Below are 24,035 nucleotides of genomic sequence, written 5' to 3'. Positions count from 1 at the left end.
CCTCCATCGCCTCCAGGCCCGCCTTGAGCCGGTCGACGACCTCCGTCTGGGCGGCGATCACCGGCTCCGCCGTCGCGGCCTCCCGCTCCGACCGCGCCCGCCGTCGCGGACGACGCGGTCGCCGACCCGGCGCAATACGTGAACCCCTTCGTCGGCACCGCACCCGGAGGGGCCGATTTCGGCCATGGCGGCGGCGCCGGGAACACCTTCCCCGGAGCGACGGCACCGCTCGGCGGAGTGCAGTGGAGCCCGGACACGGTGACCTACCAGCACGGCGGCTACGCCTACCGGGACAACCGGATCAGAGGGTTCAGCCTCACCCACCTCTCCGGAGCCGGATGCAAGGACTACGGCAACGTGCCGTTCATGCCCCTGCTCGACGGCGACACGACCGGGCAGGCCGCCTTCTCGCACAGCCATGAGCAGGCGTCGCCCGGCAGCTACCGGGTCACGTTCGACAACGGCATCCGCACCGAACTCGCCGCCACCCAGCGCTCCGGCGTCGCCCGTTTCACCTACCCGGCCACCGCCGGCCGGGCCGCCACGCTGAGCGTCGACGCGGGCAAGGCGTTCAACGCGGCGACCGGAACGGTCGACATCGGCACCAACACCCTGTCCGGTTTCACGGACAGCGGCGGCTTCTGCAAGTCGCACAACCGCTACCGGCTCCACTTCCACGCCACGTTCGACCACCCCTTCGCCCGCACCGCGCACCCGGACGGCAGGCCCGGCGCGGCCCTGGTCTCCTTCGGCCCCGAGGTCCGCACGGTGACGGTCCGGGTCGGCGTCTCGTTCGTCGACGTCCAGGGCGCCCTCCGCAACGTCACGGCCGAGCAGCGGGGGCGCGCGTACGACGAGGTCCGGCGGGCGGCCCGCGCCCGCTGGAACGACTGGCTCGGCCGCATCGCCGTCGGCGGCGGAACCCTGGCCCAGCGCCGGGTCTTCTACACGGCCCTCTACCACGCGCTCCTGCACCCCAGCGCCTTCAGCGACACCGACGGCCGGTACCCCGGCACCGACGGCGCGATGCACCGTACCCGCACGGGACACGTCCAGTACGCCGACTTCTCCGGCTGGGACGTCTACCGTTCCCAGGTCCAGCTGCTCGCCCTGCTGGCCCCTGGCGAGGCCTCCGACATCGCGCAGTCCGTCCTCGACCAAGGCCGCCAGGCGGGCTACTTCGACCGCTGGACGGTCGCGAACGGCGGCACCGGCGTCATGGTCGGCGATCCGCTGCCGGTGATCGCCTCTGCCGTGCACGCCTTCGGGGCCACCGACTTCGACGCCCGCGGCCTGCTGCGCGCCGCCATGGCGGGCCGCGAGGACGAGCGCCAGCGGCCAGGACACCGGCAGTACGACACCCTCGGCTACGTTCCCGCGGGCGCCAAGGGCGTGTGGGGTCCGGCGGCCACCACGCTCGAATACGCCGTCTGCGACTACGCGTTGGCCCAGCTCGCGCACCGTCTCGGTGACACCGCCGCGTACCGCACCCTGTCGAAGGCCTCCGGGAACTGGCGCAACCTCTTCAACCCGGCCACCGGCTATCTCCAGCCGCGTGCCGCCGACGGCAGCTGGCCGGCCTTCGACCCCGCGCAGACCACCGACTACGTGGAGGGCAACGCCGCCCAGTACACCTGGATGGTTCCGCACGACCTGCCCGGCCTCTTCCGGCTGATGGGCGGGAACGCCGCGGTCACCGGCCGTCTCGACACCTTCTTCACCCGGCTCAACGCGGGCGGCACCGAGCCGTACGCCTACCTGGGCAACGAGCCCTCCTTCGACACCCCTTGGGCGTACGACTACGCGGGCCGTCCCGACCGGGCCCGTGCCACCGTCCGCCGCGCCCTGGCCGGCCTGTTCGCCGACCGCCCGGACGGTCTCGTCGGCAACGACGACCTCGGCGCGATGTCGTCCTGGGCGGTCTGGGCCGCCCTGGGCATGTACCCGCAGACGCCCGGCACCGGACAACTGGCCCTGGCGGAACCGCTCTTCCCGACCGTCACCCTGCACCGCCCGGGCGGTCCGAGGATCGCGATCACCGCTCCCGAGGCCTCGGCCACCAGCCTCGACCTGAGCACGCTCACCCGCACCGCGGACACACGCAAGGGCCTGTGACGGACGGGGCCAACGAGATCCCTCAGACGGTGAGGACCCGCACCCCCGCCTCCTCGAACCGGCGCACGGTCTCCTGGTCCGCCGACGTGTCCGTGACCAGTGTGTCCACGGCGTCCGTCGGGCAGATCCGCGCGAAGGCGCGCTGACCCAGCTTGCTGGAGTCGGCCGCGACGATCACGCGCTCGGCGCGCTCGCACAGCAGCCGGTTGACGGCTGCCTCGGCCTCGTCGTGGGCCGCCGTGCCGTGGACGACGTCGAAGGCGACCACGCCGAGGACGGCGACGTCCATGGTGATCTGCCCGAGCACGCCGTTCGCGAGCGGGCCGACCAGCTCGTACGACTGGGGGCGGGCCACCCCGCCGGTCGTCACGATCTTGAACTGCGGGCGCACGGCCAGCTCGTTGGCGATGTTGAGCGCGTTCGTCACCACGGTCAGGGCGGGCGACCCGGCGGCGAGATCGGGACGTACGGCCAGGGCGCGGGCCACCTCGGTGGTGGTCGTGCCCCCGGTCAGGCCCACCGCCTCACCGGGCGCGACGAGGCCGGCCACCGCCTTCGCGATGCGCTGCTTCTCCGAGGCCCGGCGGGCGGTCTTGTAGCGCAGCGGCAGTTCGTACGACACCCCGTGCACGACCGCGCCGCCCCGGGTGCGGACGAGCATCTGCTGCTCGGCGAGCTGGTCGAAGTCACGCCGGATCGTCGCGGCCGACACGTCCAGCTCCACCGCCGCCTGCTCGACCTCCAGCCGGCCCCGCTCCACGAGCAGTTCCAGCAGCGCCTTCCAGCGGGCGTCGCGCGACATCCGCACTCTCCGTTCCTCGATCCTCCGCGACCCTAGCGCACCGCATTTCTGACCTCGAATGCTTGATTGTGCTTGAAACCTCGCTATACCTTGCACGAACGAGCATCGGTGCCCGGAGTGGGCCCTGGGGGAGGGACAGGCATGACCCATGTCGAGAACGAACTGACCAGCCAGCCCGAATGCTGGACCCGTGCCGCCGAGCTGGCCGCGACGCACGGCGACGCGCTGCCGGCGGCGGGGGAGCGGGTCGCGATCGTGGGGTGCGGGACCTCCTTCTTCATGGCGCAGTCCGCCGCAGCGCTGCGCGAGGGCTCCGGACAGGGGGAGACGGACGCCTTCGCCGCGTCGGAGTTCCCGCACACCCGCGCGTACGACCGCGTGGTCGCCCTGACCCGGTCCGGGACCACGACCGAGGTCCTCGAACTCCTCGGGCGCCTGCGCGGACGCACCCGTACGACCGCCGTCACCGCCGACCCCCTGACCCCCGTGATGGACTCGGCGGACGACGTCGTCGTGCTCGACTTCGCGGACGAGCGCTCCGTCGTGCAGACCCGGTTCGCCACCAGCGCCCTCACCCTGCTCCGTGCCCACCTCGGACGGCACACCGACGCCGTCGTCGCCGACGCGCGCACCGCGCTGGAGACCCCGCTGCCCGAAGGCCTCGTCGACTGCGGGCAGTTCACCTTCCTGGGCCGCGGCTGGACGGTCGGGCTGGCGAACGAGGCCGGACTGAAGATGCGCGAGGCCTCGCTCGCCTGGACCGAGGCCTACCCGGCGATGGAGTACCGGCACGGACCCATCAGCATCACCACCCGCGGCACCGCCACCTGGATGCTCGGCGAGGCGCCCGAAGGACTGGCCGAACAGGTGCGCGCCACCGGCGGACAGTGGGTGGCCGGCGGACTCGACCCGCTCGCCGAACTCGTCCGTGCCCAGCGGCTGGCGGTCGCCGTGGCCGCGGCCCGCGGACTCGACCCCGACCGGCCGCGCCACCTCACCCGCTCGGTCGTCCTCGACCCCACGTCCCACTGAGACCGCTCAACCGCTTTTTTACAAGGGGGAGTTGTGCCACTCGCAGCCACCGGTGACCTGATCGCCGCCGCGGCCGGGGCGCGGACCGCCGTCGCCGCCTTCAACGTCATCACCCTGGAGCACGTCGAGGCCGTCATCGCGGGCGCCGAGTCCGCGGGGGCCCCGGTCGTCCTCCAGGTCAGCGAGAACGCGGTGAAGTTCCGCTACGGGCGGCTGCTGCCGCTGGCCCGCGCCGCCGCCGCGGCGGCCGAACGCGCCGCGGTGCCCGTGGCGTTGCACCTGGACCACGTCCAGAGCGACGACCTGCTCCGGCAGGCGCCCGGCGCCGGATTCAGTTCCGTGATGTACGACGCGGCACGGCTCCCGTACGAGGAGAACCTGGTCGCGACCCGGGCCGCCGCGGACTGGGCGCACGCCCGGGGGATATGGATCGAGGCCGAGTTGGGAGAGGTGGGGGGAAAGGACGGAGAGCCGGCGCTCGACGCCCACGCCCCCGGCGCCCGCACCGACCCCGCCGAGGCCCGCGCCTTCGTCACCGACTCCGGCGTGGACGCCCTGGCCGTCGCGATCGGCAGCTCGCACGCGATGACCACGCGCACCGCGACCCTCGACCACGACCGGCTCGCACGGCTCGCCGCGGCACTCGACGTGCCGCTCGTCCTGCACGGGTCCTCCGGCGTGCCGGACGACGAACTCACGGCCGCCGTCGCGGGCGGCATAGCCAAGGTCAACATCGGCACGGCCCTGAACATCGCCATGACCGGAGCCATCCGCGAATACCTCGCGGGGCGCCCCGAGGCGGTCGACTCGCGCGCCTACCTCAGCGTGGGGCGGGAGTCGATGGCACGGGCAGTGACGCGTCTCATCGGCGTCGTCGGCGCACCCCCGCTCCGGAACGGGTGACCACGCCGCGGACCCGGACCGTGGCCCTGTAGGGGTTCCGCGGTCCGGGGGCCGCCGCGAACGTGGAGCGGCGCCCCCGGCGCGCCGCGCGCGGTTACTTCCTGACCGCGCGCAGCACCACGAACTTCGCGTCGCTGGCCACGAGTTCACTGTTGCCGAACAGCCGGCGCAGCTTCAGGTGATAGCCGAGGTGACGATTCCCGATCACCCACAGCTCGCCCCCCGGTCGCAGCGCGCGCCGCGCCCCCGCGAACATCCGCCAGGCCGTGGCGTCCGTCGTCGCCTGGTGCGAGTGGAACGGCGGATTGTTCACGACGAGGTCCACGCTCTCCGCCGGGATCCCGGTCAACCCGTCGCCGACCAGGAACTCCGCGGCGCCCCCGGCGTTCGCCCGGTACGTCTCCCGCGCCGAGGCGACGGCCTGGTACGACTCGTCCACGAACAGCACCTCGGCCGCCGGATCGGCCAGCGCGATCGCCGTACCGACGACCCCGTTGCCGCAGCCCAGATCCACGACCCGCTCGGCGCCCCGGCCGCGCGGCAGGTGCTGGAGGAGGAACCGGGTGCCGATGTCGAGCCGGTCGGCGCAGAACACACCGGCGTGGTTGGTCACGGTGCGGCCGGAGACCGGGCCGACGCCGTCGGGCAGCTCGTAGCGGTACGGCCACGGGTTGGCTTCCCGCGCCAGTCCCTGGAACGGGGTGCAGAAGATCAGGCGGGCCTTCTTCTCGGCCAGCGAGGTGCGGGTCGGGCCGAGGACACGTTCGAAGAGGCGCAGCGTCGAGGTGTGGATCTCCTTGACCATGCCGGTGCCGACGACCACGGTTCCCTCGTGCACGCCGGGCGCCAGCCGGTGCAGCTGGTCCTCCAGCAGGGCGAGGCTCCTGGGCACCCGGACGAGGAGCACGTCGATGCGGTCCGGCGGTGTGTCCTGGGTGGTGAGGAGGCGTACCGCGTCCGCCGCGGCGCCGCCTCGGGCCAGGTTCGCGCGGGTCGCCTCCTGGGTGAGGAACGAGTCGGTGATCTGTGTCGGCCGGTGCTCCGACAGCGCCGTGGTGAGCGCGCCCCAGCGGTCGCCGACCACCACGACCGTGCCGGACAGGGAGGTGCCGCTCTCCGCGAGGTGCCGCAGCAGATAGGTGTCGGCCGCGTCCCAGGCGCGCAGCTGGTCACGGGGGTCCTCGGGGAAGCGGGTCAGCGCGTACTCGGCCCAGGGTGTCGTCATACGGTCGTTCATCGTGGGTCCAGGCTAGCCGAGCACGGCCCTGCCTCCGGCAGGCGAGCGCCGCGGGCCCGCGGGGACCGTCGCCTGCCGCAGCGAGCGGCCCCGGGAGTCGGGGACGGGACGGGCCGGCCGGACGATGCGTGATGATGGAGTCCATGGACGGCGAGCTGTTTCCCCGTACCCGGAGAGAGGTCGCGCCGGGCGCGGTGCACCTGCCCGACTGGCTCGACGCCGGCCTCCGGCGGGACCTGCTGGCGGCCTGCCGGGCCTGGGCCCGTCCACCCGCCGGACTGCGCACGGTCCACACCCCCGGCGGCGGCACGATGACCTCGCGCCAGGTGTGCCTCGGCTGGCACTGGTATCCCTACCGTTACGCGCGCACGGCCGTCGACGGCGACGGCAGCCCCGTGAAGCCCTTCCCTGCCTGGCTGGACGAACTGGGGCGGCGAGCGGTGACGGACGCGCTCGGCCCCGACGCGGTGTCGGCGGCGTACGACATCGCCCTGATCAACTTCTACGGCGCGGACGCCCGCATGGGCATGCACCGCGACGGTGACGAGCGCTCGGACGCGCCGGTCGTGTCGCTGAGCCTCGGCGACACCTGCGTCTTCCGGTTCGGGAACGCCGAGTCGCGGACGAAGCCCTACGTGGACGTGGAACTGCGCAGCGGGGACCTGTTCGTGTTCGGCGGGGCGTCGCGGCTGGCCTACCACGGGGTGCCCCGGGTGTACGCCGGCACGGGCCCGCCCGAACTCGGGCTGAGCGGGCGTCTGAACATCACCCTCCGGGTGAGCGGCCTTCCCGCCGGACCGGGCACCACGGGTGCGTGACCGGTGAGCGGAACGTCACGGCGGAGGTGAGGGTTTCCGGGCGGCCGCACGGGTCACCGTTGGAGCGGATCATGGGAGACTCGCCCTCATGAACGGCAAGGCGGGCCCCCGGATGGCGGGGGAAGGGAACACACGGACGCGGCTGGACCGGGGGCGCGGTGCGCTCGGGCCGGCGCTCGAGCTCGTGCACACCGGACGTGCGCCGACGCGTGCCGTGCTCACCGCCGAGCTGGGGGTGACCCGGGCGACCGCGGGCGCGGTGGCCGCGGAACTGGAGGCGCTGGGACTGATCCGGGTCGACGCGCGTCCCGGGGCGGCGGCCGGTTCGCAGGGACGGCCCTCGCACCGTCTCGAAGTCGACGAGGGCGGCCCGGTCGCGCTCGCCGCGCAGGTGCACACCGACGGCTTCCGGGCCGCGCTGGTCGGACTCGGCGGCCGGATCGTCGCCACCGCGCCCGGCTGCGAGGCCGTCGACGCCGATCCGGCGAAGGTGCTCGGTTCCGTCGTCGAGGCGGGCGCCGAACTGCTCCGCGCGACCGGACGGCGCTGCGTGGGCGCCGGGCTCGCGGTGCCGTCGGCCGTCGCCGAACCGGACGGACTCGCCCTCAACCCGCTGCACCTGGCGTGGCCGGCGGGCGCCCCGGTACGCCAGATCTTCGCCGAGCGGGTGCGCGCGGCGGGCATCCAGGGGCCGGCGTTCGCGGCCAACGACGTCAACCTCGCCGCCCTCGCCGAGCACCGGCACGGAGCGGGCCGCGGCTCCCGCGACCTGCTCTGCGTCGCCACCGGACACCGGGGCGTCGGTGGCGCGCTGGTGCTCGACGGCCGCCTGCACACCGGCAGTTCGGGTCTCGCCCTCGAAGTCGGCCATCTCACCGTCAACCCGGAGGGCCGCCCCTGCTACTGCGGCAGCCGCGGTTGCCTGGACGTCGAGGCGGACCCCCTGGCGTTCCTCACGGCGGCCGGCCGCGAACCGGGCCCCGAGGTGTCCCTGCTCGAGGTGTCCAACGACCTCATCCGCAACCACTACACCGACCCCTCCGTACGTACGGCCACCGAGGCCCTGATCGACCGGCTGGGCCTCGGACTCGCGGGCCTGGTCAACATCCTCAATCCCGACCGGATCATCCTCGGCGGGCTGCACCGCACGCTCCTGGACGCCGACCCGGACCGGCTGCGCGCCGTGGTCGCCGACCGCAGCCTGTGGGGCCAGAGCGGCGGCGTCCCGATCCTCGCCTGCACGCTGGACCACAACAGCCTGGTGGGGGCGGCCGAGTTGGCGTGGCAGCCGGTGCTGGACGATCCGCCGGCGGCGCTGGCCCACGCCTGACACGCCCCGTCGCGGCGCCGGCTCGGTCCGGCGCCCGTCCGGAGAGTTCCCTGTCCCTCGGGCCTGCCCCACGGACCGTCGGCCAACTGCCCGTGCAATGTGCCTGCTTCGGGGCAGGGCGCGGTCAGTCGAGTGAGGTCGGCCTCTCCCGTACATGCAGGTGACCGGCCAGTGGGTACGCGGGCGGTGCCGGGGGCAGGAGCGAGGTGAGTGCGTACCGGCACTTCTGCGCGACGCGGCACGACGCCGTGTTGTCCACCTGGTGCAGGAGCTCAAGCCGCGTCGGTCCGTCACCGGCGAAGGACGTGAAGGCCCAGTCCGTCAGCGCCCGCAGTGCACGGGGAGCCACTCCCCGGCCGCGCGCGTGCCCGGCGGTCCAGTAGCCGACCTCGGCCGACGAGGCGCCCGGGGTGACGTCCTTGAGGACCACGTGGCCCGCCAACCGCCCCTCGGTGCCCGGAGACCCGGCCTCCACGACGGCGAATCCGAAGCGGTTCCCCGCCTCCCATCCCCGTTGCTGGTCGTGAACCCACCGTGCGGCGCCGGCCTCGTCGTTCACGGCCGCGCTCGTCCAGCGGCGCAGGGTGTCGTCCCGGTACAGCTCGACCAGGTCGGCGGTGTCCGCCGGGCTCCAGGGGCGGAGTATGAGAGAGGGGCCTGACGGAGTGGCGTCGGCCTCCAGTCGCGCGGCGATCTTGTCCATCGGCCGAGCGTATGGGGTCACAGTGGCGGCAGGCGCCTCTTCCGGCCGTCCGGCGGTGCGGTGGGGCCGCGGGGTCACCGCGTCCCTCGTGTGCGCAGGGCTGCGACGGCCCAGCCGATCAGCGGACTCAGGTCACCCGGGGCCGGCCAGCCGTTGATGCGTGCGAGGAGTCGGAGGTACCGGTCCCGGCGCGGATCCCCCGCGGCCTCCAGACGGTGAAGCAGCCACCGGCGCAGTTCGGCGTCGTCGGGGCGGTCGTAGGCGATTGCACACCGGGCGGTGAGCGTCGCGACGACAGGACCGGCCTGCGGCGAATCCGGGCCCATGCCGCACGCCACCGCTTCTCCCACGACGTCCCGGGCGATGGCGACCAGGTCCGGGCGGGGCCGCGCACCGTCGGGCAGGTCGGATACGTGATCCTCCGCCAGTCGCCGGAAACCGGCCCGGAAGTCCGGGTCCAGGGACAGCTCGGCCAGCTCCACCCATGCCCTGGCCTGTTCGTCCGTGGGACTGTCCGGGAGCTCGGGCGTCATGGTGCGTCGGGCCGCGGCATAGTGGGCGCCGCCGTGGGGGCCTTCGAAGACGGAGTCGAGGAAGTCGTCGGTCAGGCGCCGGCGTTCGGCTTCGGAGAGTGTGGCCAGGTGGTGCATGTGTTCCAACTCCTCGGGGGTGGGGTCGCGTTGTGCGGCGGCCGTCAGTACCGCCCGTCGCAGACGGAGGATGCCGATCTGCACGTCCAGTGCGGCGGCGTGCTCCGCGGCGACTTCGCCGAGCGGGAGTTCCTCGTCCGCGACCCGCCGGATGGTGTCTAGGCCGAGTCCCAGTTCGCGCAGGGTCCGCACAAAGGCCAGACGAGCGACGGCATCCGGGGCGTAGCGGCGGTAGCCGGCTCGGGTGCGGTCGGTGGGAGCCACCAGTCCGCGATCGGAGTAGTACCGGATCGTCTTGACCGTCAGCCCGGTGCGCCGGGCCAGTTCACCGATCGAGTACTGGGTGCCGCTGTCCATGTCCCCACCTTCGACTCTCCCCCCGCGGGAGACTCAAGTCTGCTCCGGCGCAGGCGGCGTGGCCTGGTTCCCGACCCGGCCGTCTCGCGGTCACCGCCCGTTCGCGACCTTCTGCCGGCGCGGACCGTGGGGGGCAGGTCCGCACCGGCGAGGTGCCGAGGGACCGCGCCTCGATTCATCGCTATTTTGCGGCTGACGGCAAGAAACTTGCACAGACTTGCGTGGCCATTTCTTTGCTTCGTCGGAATCTAGCGGGGTGGATGAGGGCTCTGTACGGTCGGGGCGCCGGTTTCCCGCACTCCCTGAAGGAGCATCACATGCTGACGATCACCAGACCCCGGCGCGGCGTCCGCCGGGCCGGGCGCCGTCTGGCGGTGGCCGCCGTCGCCGCGGTCGGCGCGATGTGCGTGTCCGTCTTACCGGCCTCCGCCACACAGGGGGCGCCGCCCTCCGGGCCACTCCGGTCCGGTCCGACGGACCACGCTCCCCGGCCGGCGCGGGCGAGCGCGGCGGTGGGAGCGACGACGCCGTTCTCCGTGTACGAGGCCGAGGCGGGAACGCCGGGCGCGGGCGCGGCCGTCCGGTCGCTGACCTCGGCGCCGACGACACAGTACTCGAGCCCCGCCCTGGAGGCCTCGGGCCATTCCTATGTCCACCTGGGCGGCACGGGCCAGTCGGTGCAGTGGACGAACACCACCGGGCAGCCGATCTCCTTCCTCAACGTCCGTGCCAGCATCCCGGATTCGGCTTCCGGCGGGGGTGTCACCGGGACGCTGAACCTGTACGTCAACGGGGTGTTCCGGCAGGCGCTGAACCTCAACTCGCGCCAGACCTGGGTCTACGAGGGCAACGGCAACTACAACACGAGCGACAACCAGAACCCGGCCGACGGCGACCCGAGGGTCTTCTGGGACGAGTCGCACACCTTCGTCACCGGGTCCCCGATCCCGGCGGGCGCCACGTTCTCGCTGCGGAAGGACTCCGACAACAGCGCGACCTTCTACGACGTGGACTCCGTCGACGTGGAGAACCCGCCGGCACCGCTGACGCAGCCGGCGAACTCGATCCCGATCACGAGCTGCGGTGCGGTGGCGGACGACAATCCGACCAACGGCGCGGCCGACAGCCAGTCGGTGGACAGCCGGGCCGCCATCCAGGACTGCATCGACCAGGCCCGGTCGCAGGGCAGGACCCTGTGGATCCCGCGGGGCACCTTCTACGTGAAGGGCACGGCGGGACTGAACGCACAGGGAATCACCATCGCGGGTGCGGGCCTGTGGTACAGCACGGTCTACCGTGACGTCCCGGTCCCCAACAGCACACCGCTGCCGGCGCTGTTCAACCTGACCTCCTGCACCGTACGGAATCTTCACATCGACGCCAACGCGGTCAGCCGGAGCACCATCGGCGGGGACGGCGGCGCGATGGACACCACCGGCACCGACTGGCTGGCCGACGGCATCTGGACCCAGCACACCATGTCGGGCTTCTGGGCCTCCGGCACCGGCGGGAAGGTGCGGAACAGCAGGCTGACGTCGATCTGGGCGGACGGGATCAACGTCAACAACGTGTCGCTGGGCGCGGACACCGGCAACAACCTGACGGTCACCGACAACTTCGTCCGCGGCACCGGGGACGACGCGATCGCCATCAACTCGGTGAACTACAACACCAACAGCGACGGTTCCAAGACGTACTACCACCCGATGAGCAATGTCACCGTCAGCGACAACACCTCGATCGCACCGTGGGGCGGCAAGGGCGTCGGGATCTACGGGGGCAGCGGCCACCGGGTCGAGGACAACTACATCAGCGACACGGCCCGCTACATCGGCCTGGGAGCCGGGCGCTTCGGTGTCAACGGCAGCGACCTGCTGTCCACGACCGTGACCGGCAACACCGTGGTCCGCTCCGGCGGCAACGCCTACAGCCAAGGCCAGCCCGCGCTGCACATCGGCAACGGCGGCGACGGACAGAACACCGGGACCGTCGACCAGGTCACGGTGACCGGCAACACCGTCACCGACTCCCTCTACGACGGGATCGGCTTCTCCACCTCGACCGGCACCCTGCTCCACGACAACACGGTCAGCCGTCCCGGCCGCAACGGCATCGCGATCTCGCCGCCCTTCTACCCGGCGCCCACCGGTTCCGCGACCATCACCGGCAACAGGGTCACCGGGCTCGGCTCCGGCGCCTCGGCCTTCGTCAACAACTCCAGCGGGTTCGTCGCGACGGTGAGTGACAACGACTGGCCGCCCGCCGCTCCCGAGGCGCCCTACGGCGGCACCCCGGCCGCGGTGCCCGGCACGGTGCAGGCGGAGAACTACGACACCGGCGGCCAGGGCCTGGCCTACAACGTGACCTCCGTCAACGGCAACGCCAACGCCTACCGCGCCGACGGGGTGGACCTGGACAACACCTCGGACACCGGGGGCGGTTACAACCTGGGCTGGACCAGCGGCGGACAGTGGTTCCGCTACACGGTGGACGTCGCCACGGCCGGCACCTACACGCTCGGCCTCCGGGTCGCGGCTCCGGCCGCGGTGGCCGGCGCACTGCACCTGTCGGACGCCGCGGGCACCGACCTCACCGGAGCCGTCGACCTGCCCGCCACCGGCGACTGGCAGTCCTGGGCCACGGTGACCACGCATGTGACCCTGCCCGCGGGCCGGCAGGTACTGACCCTCCACCAGGACAGCGGCGGCTGGAACATCAACCACCTCGGCTTCGCCACGGGGAGCGGCACGCCGCCGGCCACCCTGACCGCGTCCCCCGGGGCACTGACCTTCGCGGGCCAGGCGGTGAACACGACCAGCGCCGCGCAGACCGTCACGGTCACCAACTCCGGCACCGCCACCGCCTCGATCACCGGGGTCACCGCCGGCGGTGACTTCGCCCAGAGCAACACCTGCGGCACCTCCCTGGCCGCCGGAGCGAGCTGCACGGTCTCCGTCACCTTCCGGCCCACCGCCTCCGGCACCCGCACCGGCACCCTCACCCTGACCGGCGACCAGTCCGCCAACCCCACCACGGTGACCCTGACGGGCACCGGCACGGCCCAGACCGACCTCGCCGCCGGCAAGCCCACCAGCGAGTCCAGCCACACCGACGTCTATCCCTCCGCCAACATCACCGACGCCAACCAGTCCACCTACTGGGAGAGCGCCAACAACGCCTTCCCGCAGTGGGTCCAGGTCGACCTGGGCTCGGCCCGGAGCGCGTCCCGTGCGGTCCTGCGGCTGCCCGCGGCCTGGGGTGCCCGTACCCAGGTCCTGAGCCTCAGCGGCAGCGACGACGGCACCACCTTCACCACCCTGAAGTCCTCGGCCGCCTACACCTTCAACCCGAGCACCGGCAACACCGTCACGCTCACCTTCCCCGCGACCGCCCAGCGCTACTTCCGTGTCACGATCACCGCCAACAGCGGGTGGCCCGCGGGCCAGCTGTCCGACCTCCAGATCTGGAACTCCTGACCCCGCCCTGCGACGGTGCCGCCGGACACCCCGTCCGGCGGCCCCCCCGACCCCCGCGGCGGCCGCCGGGCCCCCCGGGGGGGCGCCGCCCGCCCCCCCGCCGCCGCTGGGGGGCCGCCCCCCCCCGGCCGGGGCCCCCCCGTCGACCCGCTCGGCGTCCGCGGCGCCCCCGGGGTCGCCGACTCCCTCGCCCAGGCACCGGCTGTGCGGCCGGGTGCCGACCGCAGCCCGCGATCGCATTAGATCTTGCGGGCTGCATTTTTTATATTGCAAAGTCCTGTTGAGTTATTGCGCGTCCATGTCACGGATATTACGGTCCCCCTTGCGTCGTCACCTCCCCCCTCTCCCCGCGTCTCCCTCGAGCCGCTTCGTCGACCGCTTGCGTTCTCACGTGTCTCCCCGTCCCTCCCTTTCCGGCGGCGCCAATGGAACAGTTCCGGCATTTCGCGATGAAAGGAGTGGTCCCGTGTTCCATTCCATCCGAGATCTGAGACGAGCCCTCGTCTGGGCGGTGTGCACTGCGATGGTGGCCGCCGCCGGCGTCCTGGCTCTGGCTGTCCAACCCGCCCTGGCGGCGGCGGCCGTCGCCACCGGCGGCAGCGGCGCGAGCCTGCCGTACGTCGAGGTGCAGGCGGAGAGCTCCGCCACCAACGGCTCAGCCATCGGCCCGAGTTACACCCAGGGTCAGCTGGCCGACGAGGCGTCGTACCGCAAGGCGACGACGTTGCAGGGCACCGGCAAGTACGTCACGTTCACCACGCCGGTGGCGACCAACTCGATCAACTTCCGCTACAGCATTCCCGACACCTCGAACGGCTCGGTCTACACCGCCCCGCTGTCGCTGTACATCAACGGCGTCAAGCAGCCCGACTTCACCCTGACCAACGCCTACAGCTGGTACTACGGCAGTTACCCCTTCACCAACTCGCCGGGCAGCAACCCGCACCACTTCTACGACGAGGCCCACCGCCTCTTCCCCACCACCTATCCGGCGGGAACGACCTTCAAGCTCCAGGTCGACGCGGGGGACACCGCCTCCTCGTACACCATCGACTTCGCCGACTTCGAGCAGGTCGGCGCCGTACTGGCCGCACCGTCGGGGGCGGTGTCGGTGACCAGCAAGGGCGCCGACGCGACCGGTGCGAACGACGCGACCAGCGCGTTCAACGCCGCGATCAGTGCCGCCGGTCCCGGCGGCACCGTGTGGATCCCGCCGGGCACCTACAACATCCCCGGCCACATCAGCGTCAACAACGTCACGATCGCCGGCGCCGGCATGTGGTACTCGACCGTCACCGGCACGGCACCCGGCTTCTACGGCAACTCCGCGCCCTCGGCGAGCACCGGCGTGCACCTGCAGAACTTCGCGATCTTCGGCAACGTGCAGGAACGCGACGACAGCGCCCAGGTCAACGGCATCGGCGGCGCGATGAGCAACTCGACCGTCTCCAGCGTGTGGATCGACCACATGAAGGTCGGCGCCTGGATGGACGGGCCGATGGACGGGCTGACGTTCAGCGGCATGCGCATCCGGGACACCACCGCGGACGGCATCAACTTCCACGGCGCCGTCACCCACTCGAAGGTGACCAACAGCGACATCCGCAACACCGGTGACGACGGCATCGCCACCTGGGCGGACTCCGGTATCGGTGCCGACGCCAACGACACGATCTCCGACAACACCGTGTCCCTGCAGATCCTCGCCAACGCCATCGCGATCTACGGCGGCCACGACAACACCGTCAGCGGCAACCGGGTGGTGGACACCGGCCTCGCCCAGGGCGGCGGCATCCACGTGGGGCAGCGCTTCACCTCGACGCCGGTCGGCCTCACCACGATCTCCGACAACACCATGATCCGGGCCGGCAGCCTCGACCCGAACTGGCAGTTCGGTGTGGGCGCGCTGTGGTTCGACGGCAGTCAGGGCGCGATCACCGGTCCGGTCAACGTGACCAACGCGCTGATCCAGCAGAGCCCGTACGAAGCCGTCCAGTGGGTCGAGGGCACGATCAGCGGGGTCAATCTCACCGACGTGACCATCGCCGGTACCGGCACCTTCGCCCTGCAGGAGCAGACCGGCGGCGCCGCCAAGTTCACCAACGTCACGGCGACCGGCGTCGGTTACTCGTCCCCCGTGTACAACTGCTCGGGCGGCAACTTCGCCGTCACCGACGGCGGCGGCAACTCCGGCATCAGCGGCACGCCGTACTGCGGCGGCTGGCCGGCTCCGGTCTATCCGCCCTACCCGTCCGAAGGCGTGACGGCCACCCCCGGCGCGCTGAACTTCGGCTCGGTCGCGACCGGTTCGACGAGCGCCGCGCAGACCGTGACCGTCTCCAACCCGACCGGCACCGCCGCGTCGGTCTCTTCGGTCTCCACCAGTGGCGACTACTCCCAGACCAACACGTGCGGCTCGTCGATCCCGGCGAACGGCTCGTGCACCGTCAGCGTGAAGTTCGCGCCGACGGCGACCGGCAGCCGCAGCGGCGCCCTGACCGTCAACGCGGGCGGGACCACCAACACGGTCAGCCTCTCCGGTACCGGCACCGCGCCGGGCCCCGTTCTGAACACCGACCCGGCGAGCCTGTCCTTCGACGGCACGGTGGTCGGCTCGCCGGCCGCCGCGCAGACGGTGAAGGTGACCAACTCCGGTACCACCACGGCGAACATCTCGGGCGTCGCGGCGAGCGGTGACTTCAGCCAGACCAACAACTGCTCCAGCCTCGCGGTCGGCGCGTCCTGCACGGTGAGCGTCGGGTTCAAGCCCACCGCGGGCGGAGCGCGCACCGGCAACCTGACCGTGACCAGCAACGCCAACAACAGCCCGACCACCGTCTCCCTGTCCGGCAGCGGCATCGACAGCGGCACCGACATCGCCGCCGCACGGCCCGCGACGGCGAGTTCGAGCAGCAGCCCCTACGTCCCCTCGAACCTCACCGACCCGGACGCGTCGACGTACTGGGAGGGCACCAACGGCTCCTTCCCGCAATGGGCCCAGGTCGACCTCGGCAAGAGCTACAGCGTCGGCAAGGTCGTCCTCAAGCTCCCGCCGGCGACGGCGTGGTCGGCTCGCACGCAGACCCTGTCCGTGCAGGGATCGACGGACGGATCCAGCTTCTCGACGATCAAGGCCTCGGCCGGGTACACCTTCGACCCGAACGTCAACAACAACACGGCGACGATCACGTTCAGCGCCGCCACCGCGAGATACGTGCGGGTGAACATCAGCGCCAACACGGGCTGGAACGCGGCCCAGTTGTCGGCCCTCCAGGTGTTCCCCAGCAGTGGCGGCTCCTCGCCGGCGACCCTGTCGGCCGACCCGGCGTCGCTGTCGTTCCCCAGCCAGGCGCTCAACACCGCGAGCGGCGCGCGGACGGTGACGGTGACCAACACCGGCACCGCGGCCGCGGACCTCTCCGGCATCACCGTCACGGGCGACTTCTCGCAGACGAACACCTGCGGGAACTCGATCGCGGCGGGCGGCTCCTGCACGGTGGACGTCACGTTCAGGCCCACCGCTTCCGGCACCCGCACCGGTGACCTCGGCATCGCCAGCAACGCGTCGAACGGCACGACCACGGTCGCGCTGACCGGCGTCGGGGCCGGCGCGACGAACCAGAACCTGGCGGCCGGGAAGCCCACCACCGAGTCCGGCCACGCCGACGTGTACGCGTCGTCGAACGTGACGGACGGCAACCAGGGCAGCTACTGGGAGAGCGTCAACAACGCCTTCCCGCAATGGGTGCAGGTGGATCTCGGTTCCGCACGGAGCGCGAGCCGAGTCGTCCTCCAGCTCCCGGCCGGCTGGGGCGCCCGTAACCAGACGCTGTCCCTGTCGGGCAGCACCGACGGTTCCGCCTTCACCACCGTCAAGTCGTCGGCCACGTACACCTTCGACCCCGCCACCGACAACACGGTCACCCTCACGTTCGCGGCGACCACCCAGCGCTACTTTCGGGTGAACCTCACGGCGAACACCGGCTGGCCGGCCGGCCAGATCTCCGAGTTCCAGGTCTGGAACAGCTGATCCGACCCGAGGGTGCCGCCGGGCGCGCTCGTGCCCGGCGGCACCCGACCGATCCGACAGGCCCGGCCCCGCAGGTTCACGGTCGGCGCCGGTCACCCAAGTCCGCACGCCCGTGGTCGACGGAAGTCGACAGCCGACCGGAGGATTCCAGATGGGTGTCACACGCAGGGCCTTCCTGCAGGCCGCGATCGCGGCCACCGCGGTGGGAACGACGGGAGTCGCCGAGACCGTTCTCGCCCAGCCCGCGTCGGCGGCGAGCTCACCGGGCGACGTGGTCGGCAAGGTCAGCGTCGGCTACCAGGGCTGGTTCGCGTGCGTCGGCGACGGCGCACCCATCAACGGCTGGTGGCACTGGACCCAGAACTGGGGCCAGTCGCCGTCGCCGTCCAACACCGGCATCAAGTGCTGGCCCGACCTGCGCGACTACACGAGCACCTACCAGACGTCGTACGCCGCCTTCGGCAACGGCCGGCCCGCCACGCTGTTCTCCTCGTACGACCAGCAGACGGTGAACACGCACTTCCTGTGGATGCAGCAGAACAGCATCGACACCGCGGCTCTGCAGCGCTTCAACCCCACCGGCGGCGAGGGCCCCACCCGCGACGCCATGGCCACCAAGGTGCGCGGCGCCGCCGAGTCGTACGGCCGCAAGTTCTACATCATGTACGACGTCACCAACTGGACGAACATGCAGTCCGAGATCAAGACGGACTGGACGAACAAGATGTCCGCGCACACCGCGTCCCCGGCCTACGCGAAGCAGAACGGCAAGCCGGTCGTCTGCATCTGGGGCTTCGGCTTCGACGACAACAACCACCCCTTCACGGCCGACGCCTGCCTCGACGTCATCAACTGGTTCAAGGGCCAGGGCTGTTACGTCATCGGCGGTGTCCCACGCGAATGGCGCACGGGCACCGGGGGCTCACGGGCCGGCTATCTCGGCGTCTACCACGCCTTCCACATGATCTCGCCGTGGATGGTCGGCGCCATCGGCAACGTGGCCGAGGCCGACAACGCGTACACCACCTACACCGTCGGCGACCAGGCCGACTGCAACGCCAACGGCATCGACTACCAGCCCTGTGTCCTGCCCGGCGACCTGTCCGGACGCCAGCGCGCGCACGGCGACTTCATGTGGCGGCAGTTCTACAACGTCGTCCGGGCCGGCGCGCAGGGCATCTACATCTCGATGTTCGACGAGTACAACGAGGGCAACCAGATCGCCAAGACCGCCGAGACCCAGGCCTGGGTGCCCACCAACTCCGGGTTCCTCGCCCTCGACGAGGACGGCACCGCCTGCTCCGCCGACTACTACCTGCGCCTGACCGGCGACGGCGGCCGCATGCTCAAGGGCCAGCTGGCGCTGACCGCCACCCGTCCCACCCGGCCGACCGTCCCCACCGGCGGGGACACCACACCGCCCGCCGCGCCGGGTGCGCTGACCGTCAGCGGACACACCAGCAACTCCGTCTCGCTGGCCTGGAACGCCTCGACCGACAACGTCGGTGTCACCGGCTACCGGATCCTTCAGGTGTCCGGTTCGACCAGTACCCAGGTGGGCACCACCGGCGCCACCGCGTACACGGTGACAGGACTCGGCGCGGCCACCGCCTACACCTTCGACGTCGTCGCCCTCGACGCGGCCGGAAACGTGTCGGGACCCTCCAACCAGGTCACCGTCACCACCGACGCCCCGTCCGGCACCGTCGACCTCGCCCTCCACCGCCCCACCACGGAGAGCAGCCACACCCAGACGTACGCCTCGGGCAACGCGACCGACGGCGACGCCAACACCTACTGGGAGTCGGCCAACAACGCCTTCCCGCAGTGGATACAGGTCGACCTGGGCGCCACCACCGGCGTCCGACGGATCGTCCTCCGGCTGCCCCCGGCGACCGCCTGGGGCACCCGCACCCAGACCATCTCCGTCCAGGGCAGCACCGACGGCGCCTTCACCACGCTTCTCGCGTCGGCGGGGCACACCTTCGACCCGGCGACCGGCAACACCGCGACCCTCACCCTCCCCTCCACCGTCACCACCCGCTACGTCCGGCTCGCCTTCACCGCCAACAGCGGCTGGCCGGCCGGACAGGTATCGGAGTTCCAGGTCTTCGGCGCCTGACGGACCGAGGGCCTCGACCCCACGGTCGCGGCCCTCGCGGGGACGATCACGCCGCGCCGGCACCCGCCCCGGACCCGACCCGGGAAGCAGGCGTGATCGCCCCGCGTACTCCCGCGGTGGTACGCGCACTGCCGCTGGCCGTACGACGACCCGGGGGCACTCCGGGAGCGACTCTCGAGGCGACACAGCAGACCTCGACGAGGAGATGACCCGAGATGCAGACCCTGGCGAACTGGGACGGCGGCCCCGGGCCGTGGATCCTCTTCCTTCCACTGGTCTGGGCGGCCGCCGTGATCGGTGTGGTGACCGTCCTGCGCGGCGCGGCCCGGCGCGGTGGCCGCGGACCGTGGCGCACGCGGGGCGACCTCGGTCCCGCCGGGCCCTCCCGGGTCACGGGTGACTCGCCGGTCGCCGTGCTCGGCCGCCGTTTCGCGTCCGGCGAGATCGACGAGGACGAGTACTGGCGCCGCCTCTCCGTCCTCGACGAGCAGTTCGGTCTCACGGGCAAGGGAGGAACGGCATGACCTCCGCGACCGCGACGCGTCCGGCCGCGGGCGTCACCGACGCCGTGAAGGTGTACGGCAGCGGCGAGACGGCCGTACGGGCCCTCGACGGGGTGAGCGTCGGCTTTCCGGCCGGGCGCTTCACCGCGATCATGGGACCCTCGGGCTCCGGCAAGTCCACGCTGATGCACTGCGCGGCGGGCCTGGACACGCTCTCCTCCGGCACCGCCTTCATCGGGGACACCGAGCTGAGCACACTCGACGACCGGCGCCTCACCCTGCTGCGCCGCGATCACGTCGGCTTCGTCTTCCAGGCGTTCAACCTGGTCCCGACGCTCACCGTCGCGGAGAACATCACCCTGCCCCTGGATCTCGCGGGGGCCAAGGGGTCCGCCGAGTGGATCGACGCGCTCGTCGATGTCGTGGGCCTGCGCGACCGGCTCCACCACCGCCCCTCCGAACTCTCCGGCGGGCAACAGCAACGCGTCGCCGTGGCACGGGCGTTCGCCGGCCGGCCCGACGTCGTCTTCGCCGACGAACCCACCGGGAACCTCGACTCCCGGGCCGGCGGTGAGGTCCTCGACCTGCTGGGTGACGCGGTCCGCCGGATGAACCGCACGGTCGTCATGGTCACCCACGACCCGGTGGCCGCGGCCCACGCCGACGAGGTGGTCTTCCTCGCCGACGGCCGCCTCGTGGACCGGATGGAGTCCCCGACCGCCGACGGGGTGCTGGACCGCATGAAGGCCCTCGACACCAGGGGTGCGCCCGCGTGAACGCCTCCCTCCGCATCAGTGCCGCCTCCCTGCGCGCCCACGGACGGCGCTTCGCCGGTACGTTCGTGGCGGTGTTCCTCGGCGTCGCCTTCCTGACCGGAACGCTGGTCATGGGCGACACCCTGCGGGCCAGCTTCGACACCATGTTCGGCAACGCCGCCAAGGGCACCGACGCGGTGGTCCGCGGCGCCGACACCATCACCACGCCCGGCGAGAGCCAGGGCGTCCGGCGGCCCGTGGACACCGCCCTGGTGAGGACGATCGAGAAGGCCCCCGGGGTGGCCGCCGCCGTGCCCGACATCGAGGGCGCGGGCCAGCTCGTCGACGCGCACGGCAAACCCATCGGCGGCCAGGGGCCGCCCACCCTCGCGGGCAACTGGATCGAGGACCCCGGGCTCAACGCGTACCGGATCGCCGAAGGCCGTGCCCCGGCGAGGTCCGGCGAGGTCGTGATCAACCGGGGCGCCGCGAAGAAGGGCGGCCTGAGGATCGGGGACACCACGACGCTGCGCACCCCCGACCCCGTCAGGGTGACGATCGTGGGCCTCGCGACCTTCGGTGGTGAGGACGGCATGGCGCAGGTGACCTTCACCGGCATGACGCGGGCCGACGCCGCGAAGTACCTCACGGCGAAGCCCGGCGAGGCCGCGAGCATCCGGGTGCGGGCGGCTCCCGGAGTAGGCCAGGAGAAGCTCGTCGCCGACCTGACCCGGCTGCTGCCCGCCGGTGTCGAGGCGATCACCGGCCAGGCGTCGGCGCAGGAGAACACCGACATGATCTCCAGCCGGTTCCTGACCGTCTTCACCACCTTCCTGCTCGTCTTCTCCGGCGTCGCGCTGCTCGTCGCGACCTTCTCCATCCACAACACCTTCGCGATCGTCGTCGCCCAACGCATACGCGAGAACGCCCTGTTGCGGGCGCTGGGCGCCTCCCGCCGACAGGTGACCGTCTCGACCCTGGTGGAGGCGAGCGCCGTCGCCGTGACCGCGTCGGCCGTCGGCCTCGGGGGCGGTATCGGCATCGCGGCCGGGCTCCAGGCGCTGTTCCCGGCCATCGGTTTCCCCTTCCCGTCCGGTGACCTGGTGATCAGCGGGCTGTCCCTGCTGCTGCCCCTCGCGGTCGGCGTGGTGGTCTGTCTCGGCTCGGCTCTGCTGCCCGCCGTACGCGCCGGACGCACCGCACCCCTGGCGGCGCTGCGCGAGACGGCCGTCGACCGGTCCGGGGCCTCCCGGGCGCGGTCCGTGGTGGGTGCCGCACTGGCCGCGCTCGCGGCGGGGGCCACGCTGACCGGCGTACTGGCCGAACCCTCCCTCTGGCTCGCGGGCCTCGGTGCCGTACTGGCTCTCGCCGCGTTCGTGGTCCTCGGCCCGGTCGCGTCCTCGACGGCCGTACGTGTCATCGGCGTCCCTCTCGACCGGTTGCGGGGTGTCACGGGTTCACTCGCCCGGCGCAACGCGCTGCGCAGCCCCAAACGGACCGCGGCCACCGCGAGCGCCCTGATGGTCGGTGTCGCCGTCGTCTCGCTCTTCACGGTCTTCGGCGCCTCGCTGAAGGCCACCATGGACCGCACGGTCTCCCGGTCCTTCGCCGGGGACGTGGCCGTGAGCACCCCGTCGTTCGGCGCGGGCGGCAGCGGGCTGAGCCCGGGGCTGGCCCCCGCGATCGCGCGGCAGCCCGCCGTGAAGTACGCGGTCGGGCTGGGCCGCGGCGTGGCCGAGGTCGACGGGAAGGGCCGCGCCCTGACCGTCACCGATCCGGCGGTGCTCGGCAGGGTCTTCGATCTCGGCGCGGTACGCGGCTCGCTCGACCACCTGGGTGCCGACGGGATCGCCGTCACCAGGAGCGAGGCCGTCAGGCAGCACCTCACGACCGGTGACACCGCCCGGCTCGCCTTCACCGACGGCAAGCAGGTCACCTTCACCGTCCGCGCGGTGTACGGGCGTTCGGAACTGGCGGGCGACTACGTCATCACCCGCGCCGCATGGGCTCCGCACCGCACCCAGGACGCCGACTCGCTCGTCGCCGTCACGTTCGAGGACGGCGTGAGCACGGCCGACGGCAAGGCCGCGGTGGAGCGGGTGGCCGCTCGGTACGGCGACCCCGAGGTGCAGACCCGCGACGAGTACGCGCAGTCCTCGGCCGGCGGCATCGACATGATGCTGACCCTGGTCTACGCGCTGCTCGCGCTCGCGGTGCTCATCGCCCTGCTCGGCATCGCCAACACCCTGGCCCTCGCGATCCACGAACGCACCCGTGAACTCGGTCTGCTGCGAGCGGTCGGACAGACCCGCGCGCAACTGCGTGCCATGGTCCGCTGGGAGTCGGTCCTCGTCGCCGCCTTCGGCACGGCGGGCGGCCTCGCCCTCGGTGCCTTCCTCGGCTGGGTCCTGGTGAAAGCCTCCGACGGCGCGTCGGACAGTGCCTTCGCCTTCGCGATCCCGCCCGCGCGACTTGTCGTGGTGGCGCTGGTGGGCCTCGCGGCCGGAGCCCTCGCGGGCCTGCGTCCGGCACGAAGGGCGGCACGCCTGGACGTGCTGCGGGCCATCGGCACGGAGTGAGCCGCCGTGGGCCCTGCGGCCTCCCGCCCCGGTCCGAGGCGTACGAGGAGAGGGTCACCGCCCGGTCAGCCGGCAACGGCGGACCGGGCGGGAGCGTGTTCGGTCCTGCGCCCGTCGAGCGGGTCGACGGTGTGCCGGAGAGTGGGCTCGCGGAGGGTGTCGTACGGCGCCACGACGGGCGCCGCCACCGCGGGCGAGGATGCCGGAAGGGTGAACCACACGACCTTGCCCGACTGCCCGTCCGGTCGTACGCCCCAGCTCTCGCTCACGGCGGCGACCATCGCCAGGCCCCGCCCGCCGGTGGCGGTGGGTCCGGCGTCCTGCAACTCGGGCAGGCGGGGGTCGTGGTCGTGCACCGAGACCGTGAGCCGGTCGAGCAGCAGCTCGATCTCCACGGTGCACACCTTGTCCGGCTGGGCGTGCAGGTGAACGTTGGTCAGCAGTTCGGTCACGCCGAGCGCGGCGCGGTCGATCAAGGGGTCCAGATGCCAGTAGCGCAATTGTGCAGAAACGATTCTGCGGACCTGGCCGATCCGCGACGGCAGGGCTTGGAGCTCCACCGTGCAATGCCTGTTCGGCTGGCTGATCACGGCTGCGACTCCCCGAATTGAGGTCCGGAAGAA

General features: G+C 72.0%; 15 protein-coding genes and 1 pseudogene. 11 read left to right on the top strand and 5 right to left on the bottom strand.

Going from position 1 to position 24,035, the window contains the following annotated elements; all coding sequences use genetic code 11:
• Positions 1-123 precede the first annotated feature (123 nt).
• Positions 124-2,115, top strand: a pseudogene (locus ACFV2J_RS29425) (GH92 family glycosyl hydrolase); the annotation flags it as partial.
• 22 nt (positions 2,116-2,137) lie between these two features.
• Here the strand turns inward: ACFV2J_RS29425 and ACFV2J_RS29420 are convergent.
• Positions 2,138-2,917: a DeoR/GlpR family DNA-binding transcription regulator gene (locus ACFV2J_RS29420; RefSeq protein ID WP_385090299.1), complete on the bottom strand. Its 780-nt coding sequence runs from the start codon at positions 2,915-2,917 to the stop codon at positions 2,138-2,140.
• 141 nt (positions 2,918-3,058) lie between these two features.
• Between ACFV2J_RS29420 and ACFV2J_RS29415 the strand changes: the two genes are divergently transcribed.
• Together ACFV2J_RS29415 and ACFV2J_RS29410 are read left to right on the top strand one after the other, a co-directional pair.
• The gene (locus ACFV2J_RS29415; protein WP_385090301.1) at positions 3,059-3,949 is read left to right on the top strand and encodes an SIS domain-containing protein; all 891 of its coding nucleotides are present in this window, start codon (positions 3,059-3,061) and stop codon (positions 3,947-3,949) included.
• Between the two features lie 33 nt (positions 3,950-3,982).
• Positions 3,983-4,852: a ketose-bisphosphate aldolase gene (locus ACFV2J_RS29410; RefSeq protein WP_385441458.1), complete on the top strand. Its 870-nt coding sequence runs from the start codon at positions 3,983-3,985 to the stop codon at positions 4,850-4,852.
• A 94-nt stretch (positions 4,853-4,946) separates the two neighbouring features.
• Here the strand turns inward: ACFV2J_RS29410 and ACFV2J_RS29405 are convergent, their stop codons facing one another.
• Complete coding sequence (locus ACFV2J_RS29405) at positions 4,947-6,089, bottom strand: methyltransferase (protein WP_385093328.1); 1,143 nt, start codon at positions 6,087-6,089, stop codon at positions 4,947-4,949.
• A 143-nt stretch (positions 6,090-6,232) separates the two neighbouring features.
• Here ACFV2J_RS29405 and ACFV2J_RS29400 point away from each other — a divergent pair, with 143 nt between their 5' ends.
• Together ACFV2J_RS29400 and ACFV2J_RS29395 are read left to right on the top strand one after the other, a co-directional pair.
• Positions 6,233-6,907: an alpha-ketoglutarate-dependent dioxygenase AlkB family protein gene (locus tag ACFV2J_RS29400; protein ID WP_385093330.1), complete on the top strand. Its 675-nt coding sequence runs from the start codon at positions 6,233-6,235 to the stop codon at positions 6,905-6,907.
• 88 nt (positions 6,908-6,995) lie between these two features.
• Entirely contained in the window at positions 6,996-8,237 is a 1,242-nt protein-coding gene (locus ACFV2J_RS29395; RefSeq protein WP_385093333.1) for an ROK family protein, read from the top strand.
• Positions 8,238-8,361: 124 nt separating this feature from the next.
• Here the strand turns inward: ACFV2J_RS29395 and ACFV2J_RS29390 are convergent, their stop codons facing one another.
• Entirely contained in the window at positions 8,362-8,940 is a 579-nt protein-coding gene (locus ACFV2J_RS29390; protein WP_385093336.1) for a GNAT family N-acetyltransferase, read from the bottom strand.
• A gap of 74 nt (positions 8,941-9,014) precedes the next feature.
• Positions 9,015-9,947 (bottom strand): MerR family transcriptional regulator, encoded by a 933-nt coding sequence (locus tag ACFV2J_RS29385; protein WP_385093339.1) that lies wholly within the window; start codon positions 9,945-9,947, stop codon positions 9,015-9,017.
• A gap of 317 nt (positions 9,948-10,264) precedes the next feature.
• On the opposite strand from ACFV2J_RS29385, the gene ACFV2J_RS29380 reads away from it, so the two are divergent.
• From ACFV2J_RS29380 to ACFV2J_RS29355, 6 genes are all read left to right on the top strand, one after another.
• Positions 10,265-13,423 (top strand): carbohydrate-binding protein, encoded by a 3,159-nt coding sequence (locus tag ACFV2J_RS29380; protein WP_385093342.1) that lies wholly within the window; start codon positions 10,265-10,267, stop codon positions 13,421-13,423.
• Positions 13,424-13,889: 466 nt separating this feature from the next.
• The gene (locus ACFV2J_RS29375; protein ID WP_385441453.1) at positions 13,890-17,453 is read left to right on the top strand and encodes a choice-of-anchor D domain-containing protein; all 3,564 of its coding nucleotides are present in this window, start codon (positions 13,890-13,892) and stop codon (positions 17,451-17,453) included.
• A 151-nt stretch (positions 17,454-17,604) separates the two neighbouring features.
• Complete coding sequence (locus tag ACFV2J_RS29370; protein WP_385095115.1) at positions 17,605-19,575, top strand: discoidin domain-containing protein; 1,971 nt, start codon at positions 17,605-17,607, stop codon at positions 19,573-19,575.
• A gap of 215 nt (positions 19,576-19,790) precedes the next feature.
• Positions 19,791-20,099 carry an SHOCT domain-containing protein gene (locus ACFV2J_RS29365; protein WP_385441449.1) on the top strand — a complete coding sequence of 103 codons (309 nt, stop codon included), beginning with the start codon at positions 19,791-19,793 and terminating at the stop codon, positions 20,097-20,099.
• Positions 20,096-20,854: an ABC transporter ATP-binding protein gene (locus ACFV2J_RS29360; protein WP_385095118.1), complete on the top strand. Its 759-nt coding sequence runs from the start codon at positions 20,096-20,098 to the stop codon at positions 20,852-20,854. The genes ACFV2J_RS29365 and ACFV2J_RS29360 overlap by 4 nt, the downstream gene beginning before the upstream one ends.
• Positions 20,851-23,412 (top strand): ABC transporter permease, encoded by a 2,562-nt coding sequence (locus tag ACFV2J_RS29355; RefSeq protein ID WP_385095121.1) that lies wholly within the window; start codon positions 20,851-20,853, stop codon positions 23,410-23,412. The genes ACFV2J_RS29360 and ACFV2J_RS29355 overlap by 4 nt, the downstream gene beginning before the upstream one ends.
• A gap of 65 nt (positions 23,413-23,477) precedes the next feature.
• Here ACFV2J_RS29355 and ACFV2J_RS29350 read toward each other — a convergent pair whose 3' ends face one another.
• Positions 23,478-24,002: an ATP-binding protein gene (locus ACFV2J_RS29350; protein WP_385441446.1), complete on the bottom strand. Its 525-nt coding sequence runs from the start codon at positions 24,000-24,002 to the stop codon at positions 23,478-23,480.
• Positions 24,003-24,035: the final 33 nt, after the last annotated feature.

This window comes from Streptomyces sp. NPDC059668 (assembly GCF_042734135.1).
Lineage (GTDB): Bacteria > Actinomycetota > Actinomycetes > Streptomycetales > Streptomycetaceae > Streptomyces.
The sequence above is the reverse complement of the archived record's forward strand: the minus strand, read 5'-3'. Positions and strand labels throughout refer to the sequence as shown.

Excerpts from the sequence above, each read along its gene's own strand:
- ACFV2J_RS29400 (WP_385093330.1), top strand. The coding sequence starts at position 6,233 with ATGGACGGCGAGCTGTTTCCCCGTACCCGGAGAGAGGTCGCGCCGGGC.
- ACFV2J_RS29380 (WP_385093342.1), top strand. The coding sequence starts at position 10,265 with ATGCTGACGATCACCAGACCCCGGCGCGGCGTCCGCCGGGCCGGGCGC.
- ACFV2J_RS29405 (WP_385093328.1), bottom strand. The coding sequence starts at position 6,089 with ATGAACGACCGTATGACGACACCCTGGGCCGAGTACGCGCTGACCCGC.
- ACFV2J_RS29360 (WP_385095118.1), top strand. The coding sequence starts at position 20,096 with ATGACCTCCGCGACCGCGACGCGTCCGGCCGCGGGCGTCACCGACGCC.
- ACFV2J_RS29365 (WP_385441449.1), top strand. The coding sequence starts at position 19,791 with ATGCAGACCCTGGCGAACTGGGACGGCGGCCCCGGGCCGTGGATCCTC.
- ACFV2J_RS29395 (WP_385093333.1), top strand. The coding sequence starts at position 6,996 with ATGAACGGCAAGGCGGGCCCCCGGATGGCGGGGGAAGGGAACACACGG.
- ACFV2J_RS29370 (WP_385095115.1), top strand. The coding sequence starts at position 17,605 with ATGGGTGTCACACGCAGGGCCTTCCTGCAGGCCGCGATCGCGGCCACC.
- ACFV2J_RS29390 (WP_385093336.1), bottom strand. The coding sequence starts at position 8,940 with ATGGACAAGATCGCCGCGCGACTGGAGGCCGACGCCACTCCGTCAGGC.
- ACFV2J_RS29385 (WP_385093339.1), bottom strand. The coding sequence starts at position 9,947 with ATGGACAGCGGCACCCAGTACTCGATCGGTGAACTGGCCCGGCGCACC.
- ACFV2J_RS29415 (WP_385090301.1), top strand. The coding sequence starts at position 3,059 with ATGACCCATGTCGAGAACGAACTGACCAGCCAGCCCGAATGCTGGACC.
- ACFV2J_RS29420 (WP_385090299.1), bottom strand. The coding sequence starts at position 2,917 with ATGTCGCGCGACGCCCGCTGGAAGGCGCTGCTGGAACTGCTCGTGGAG.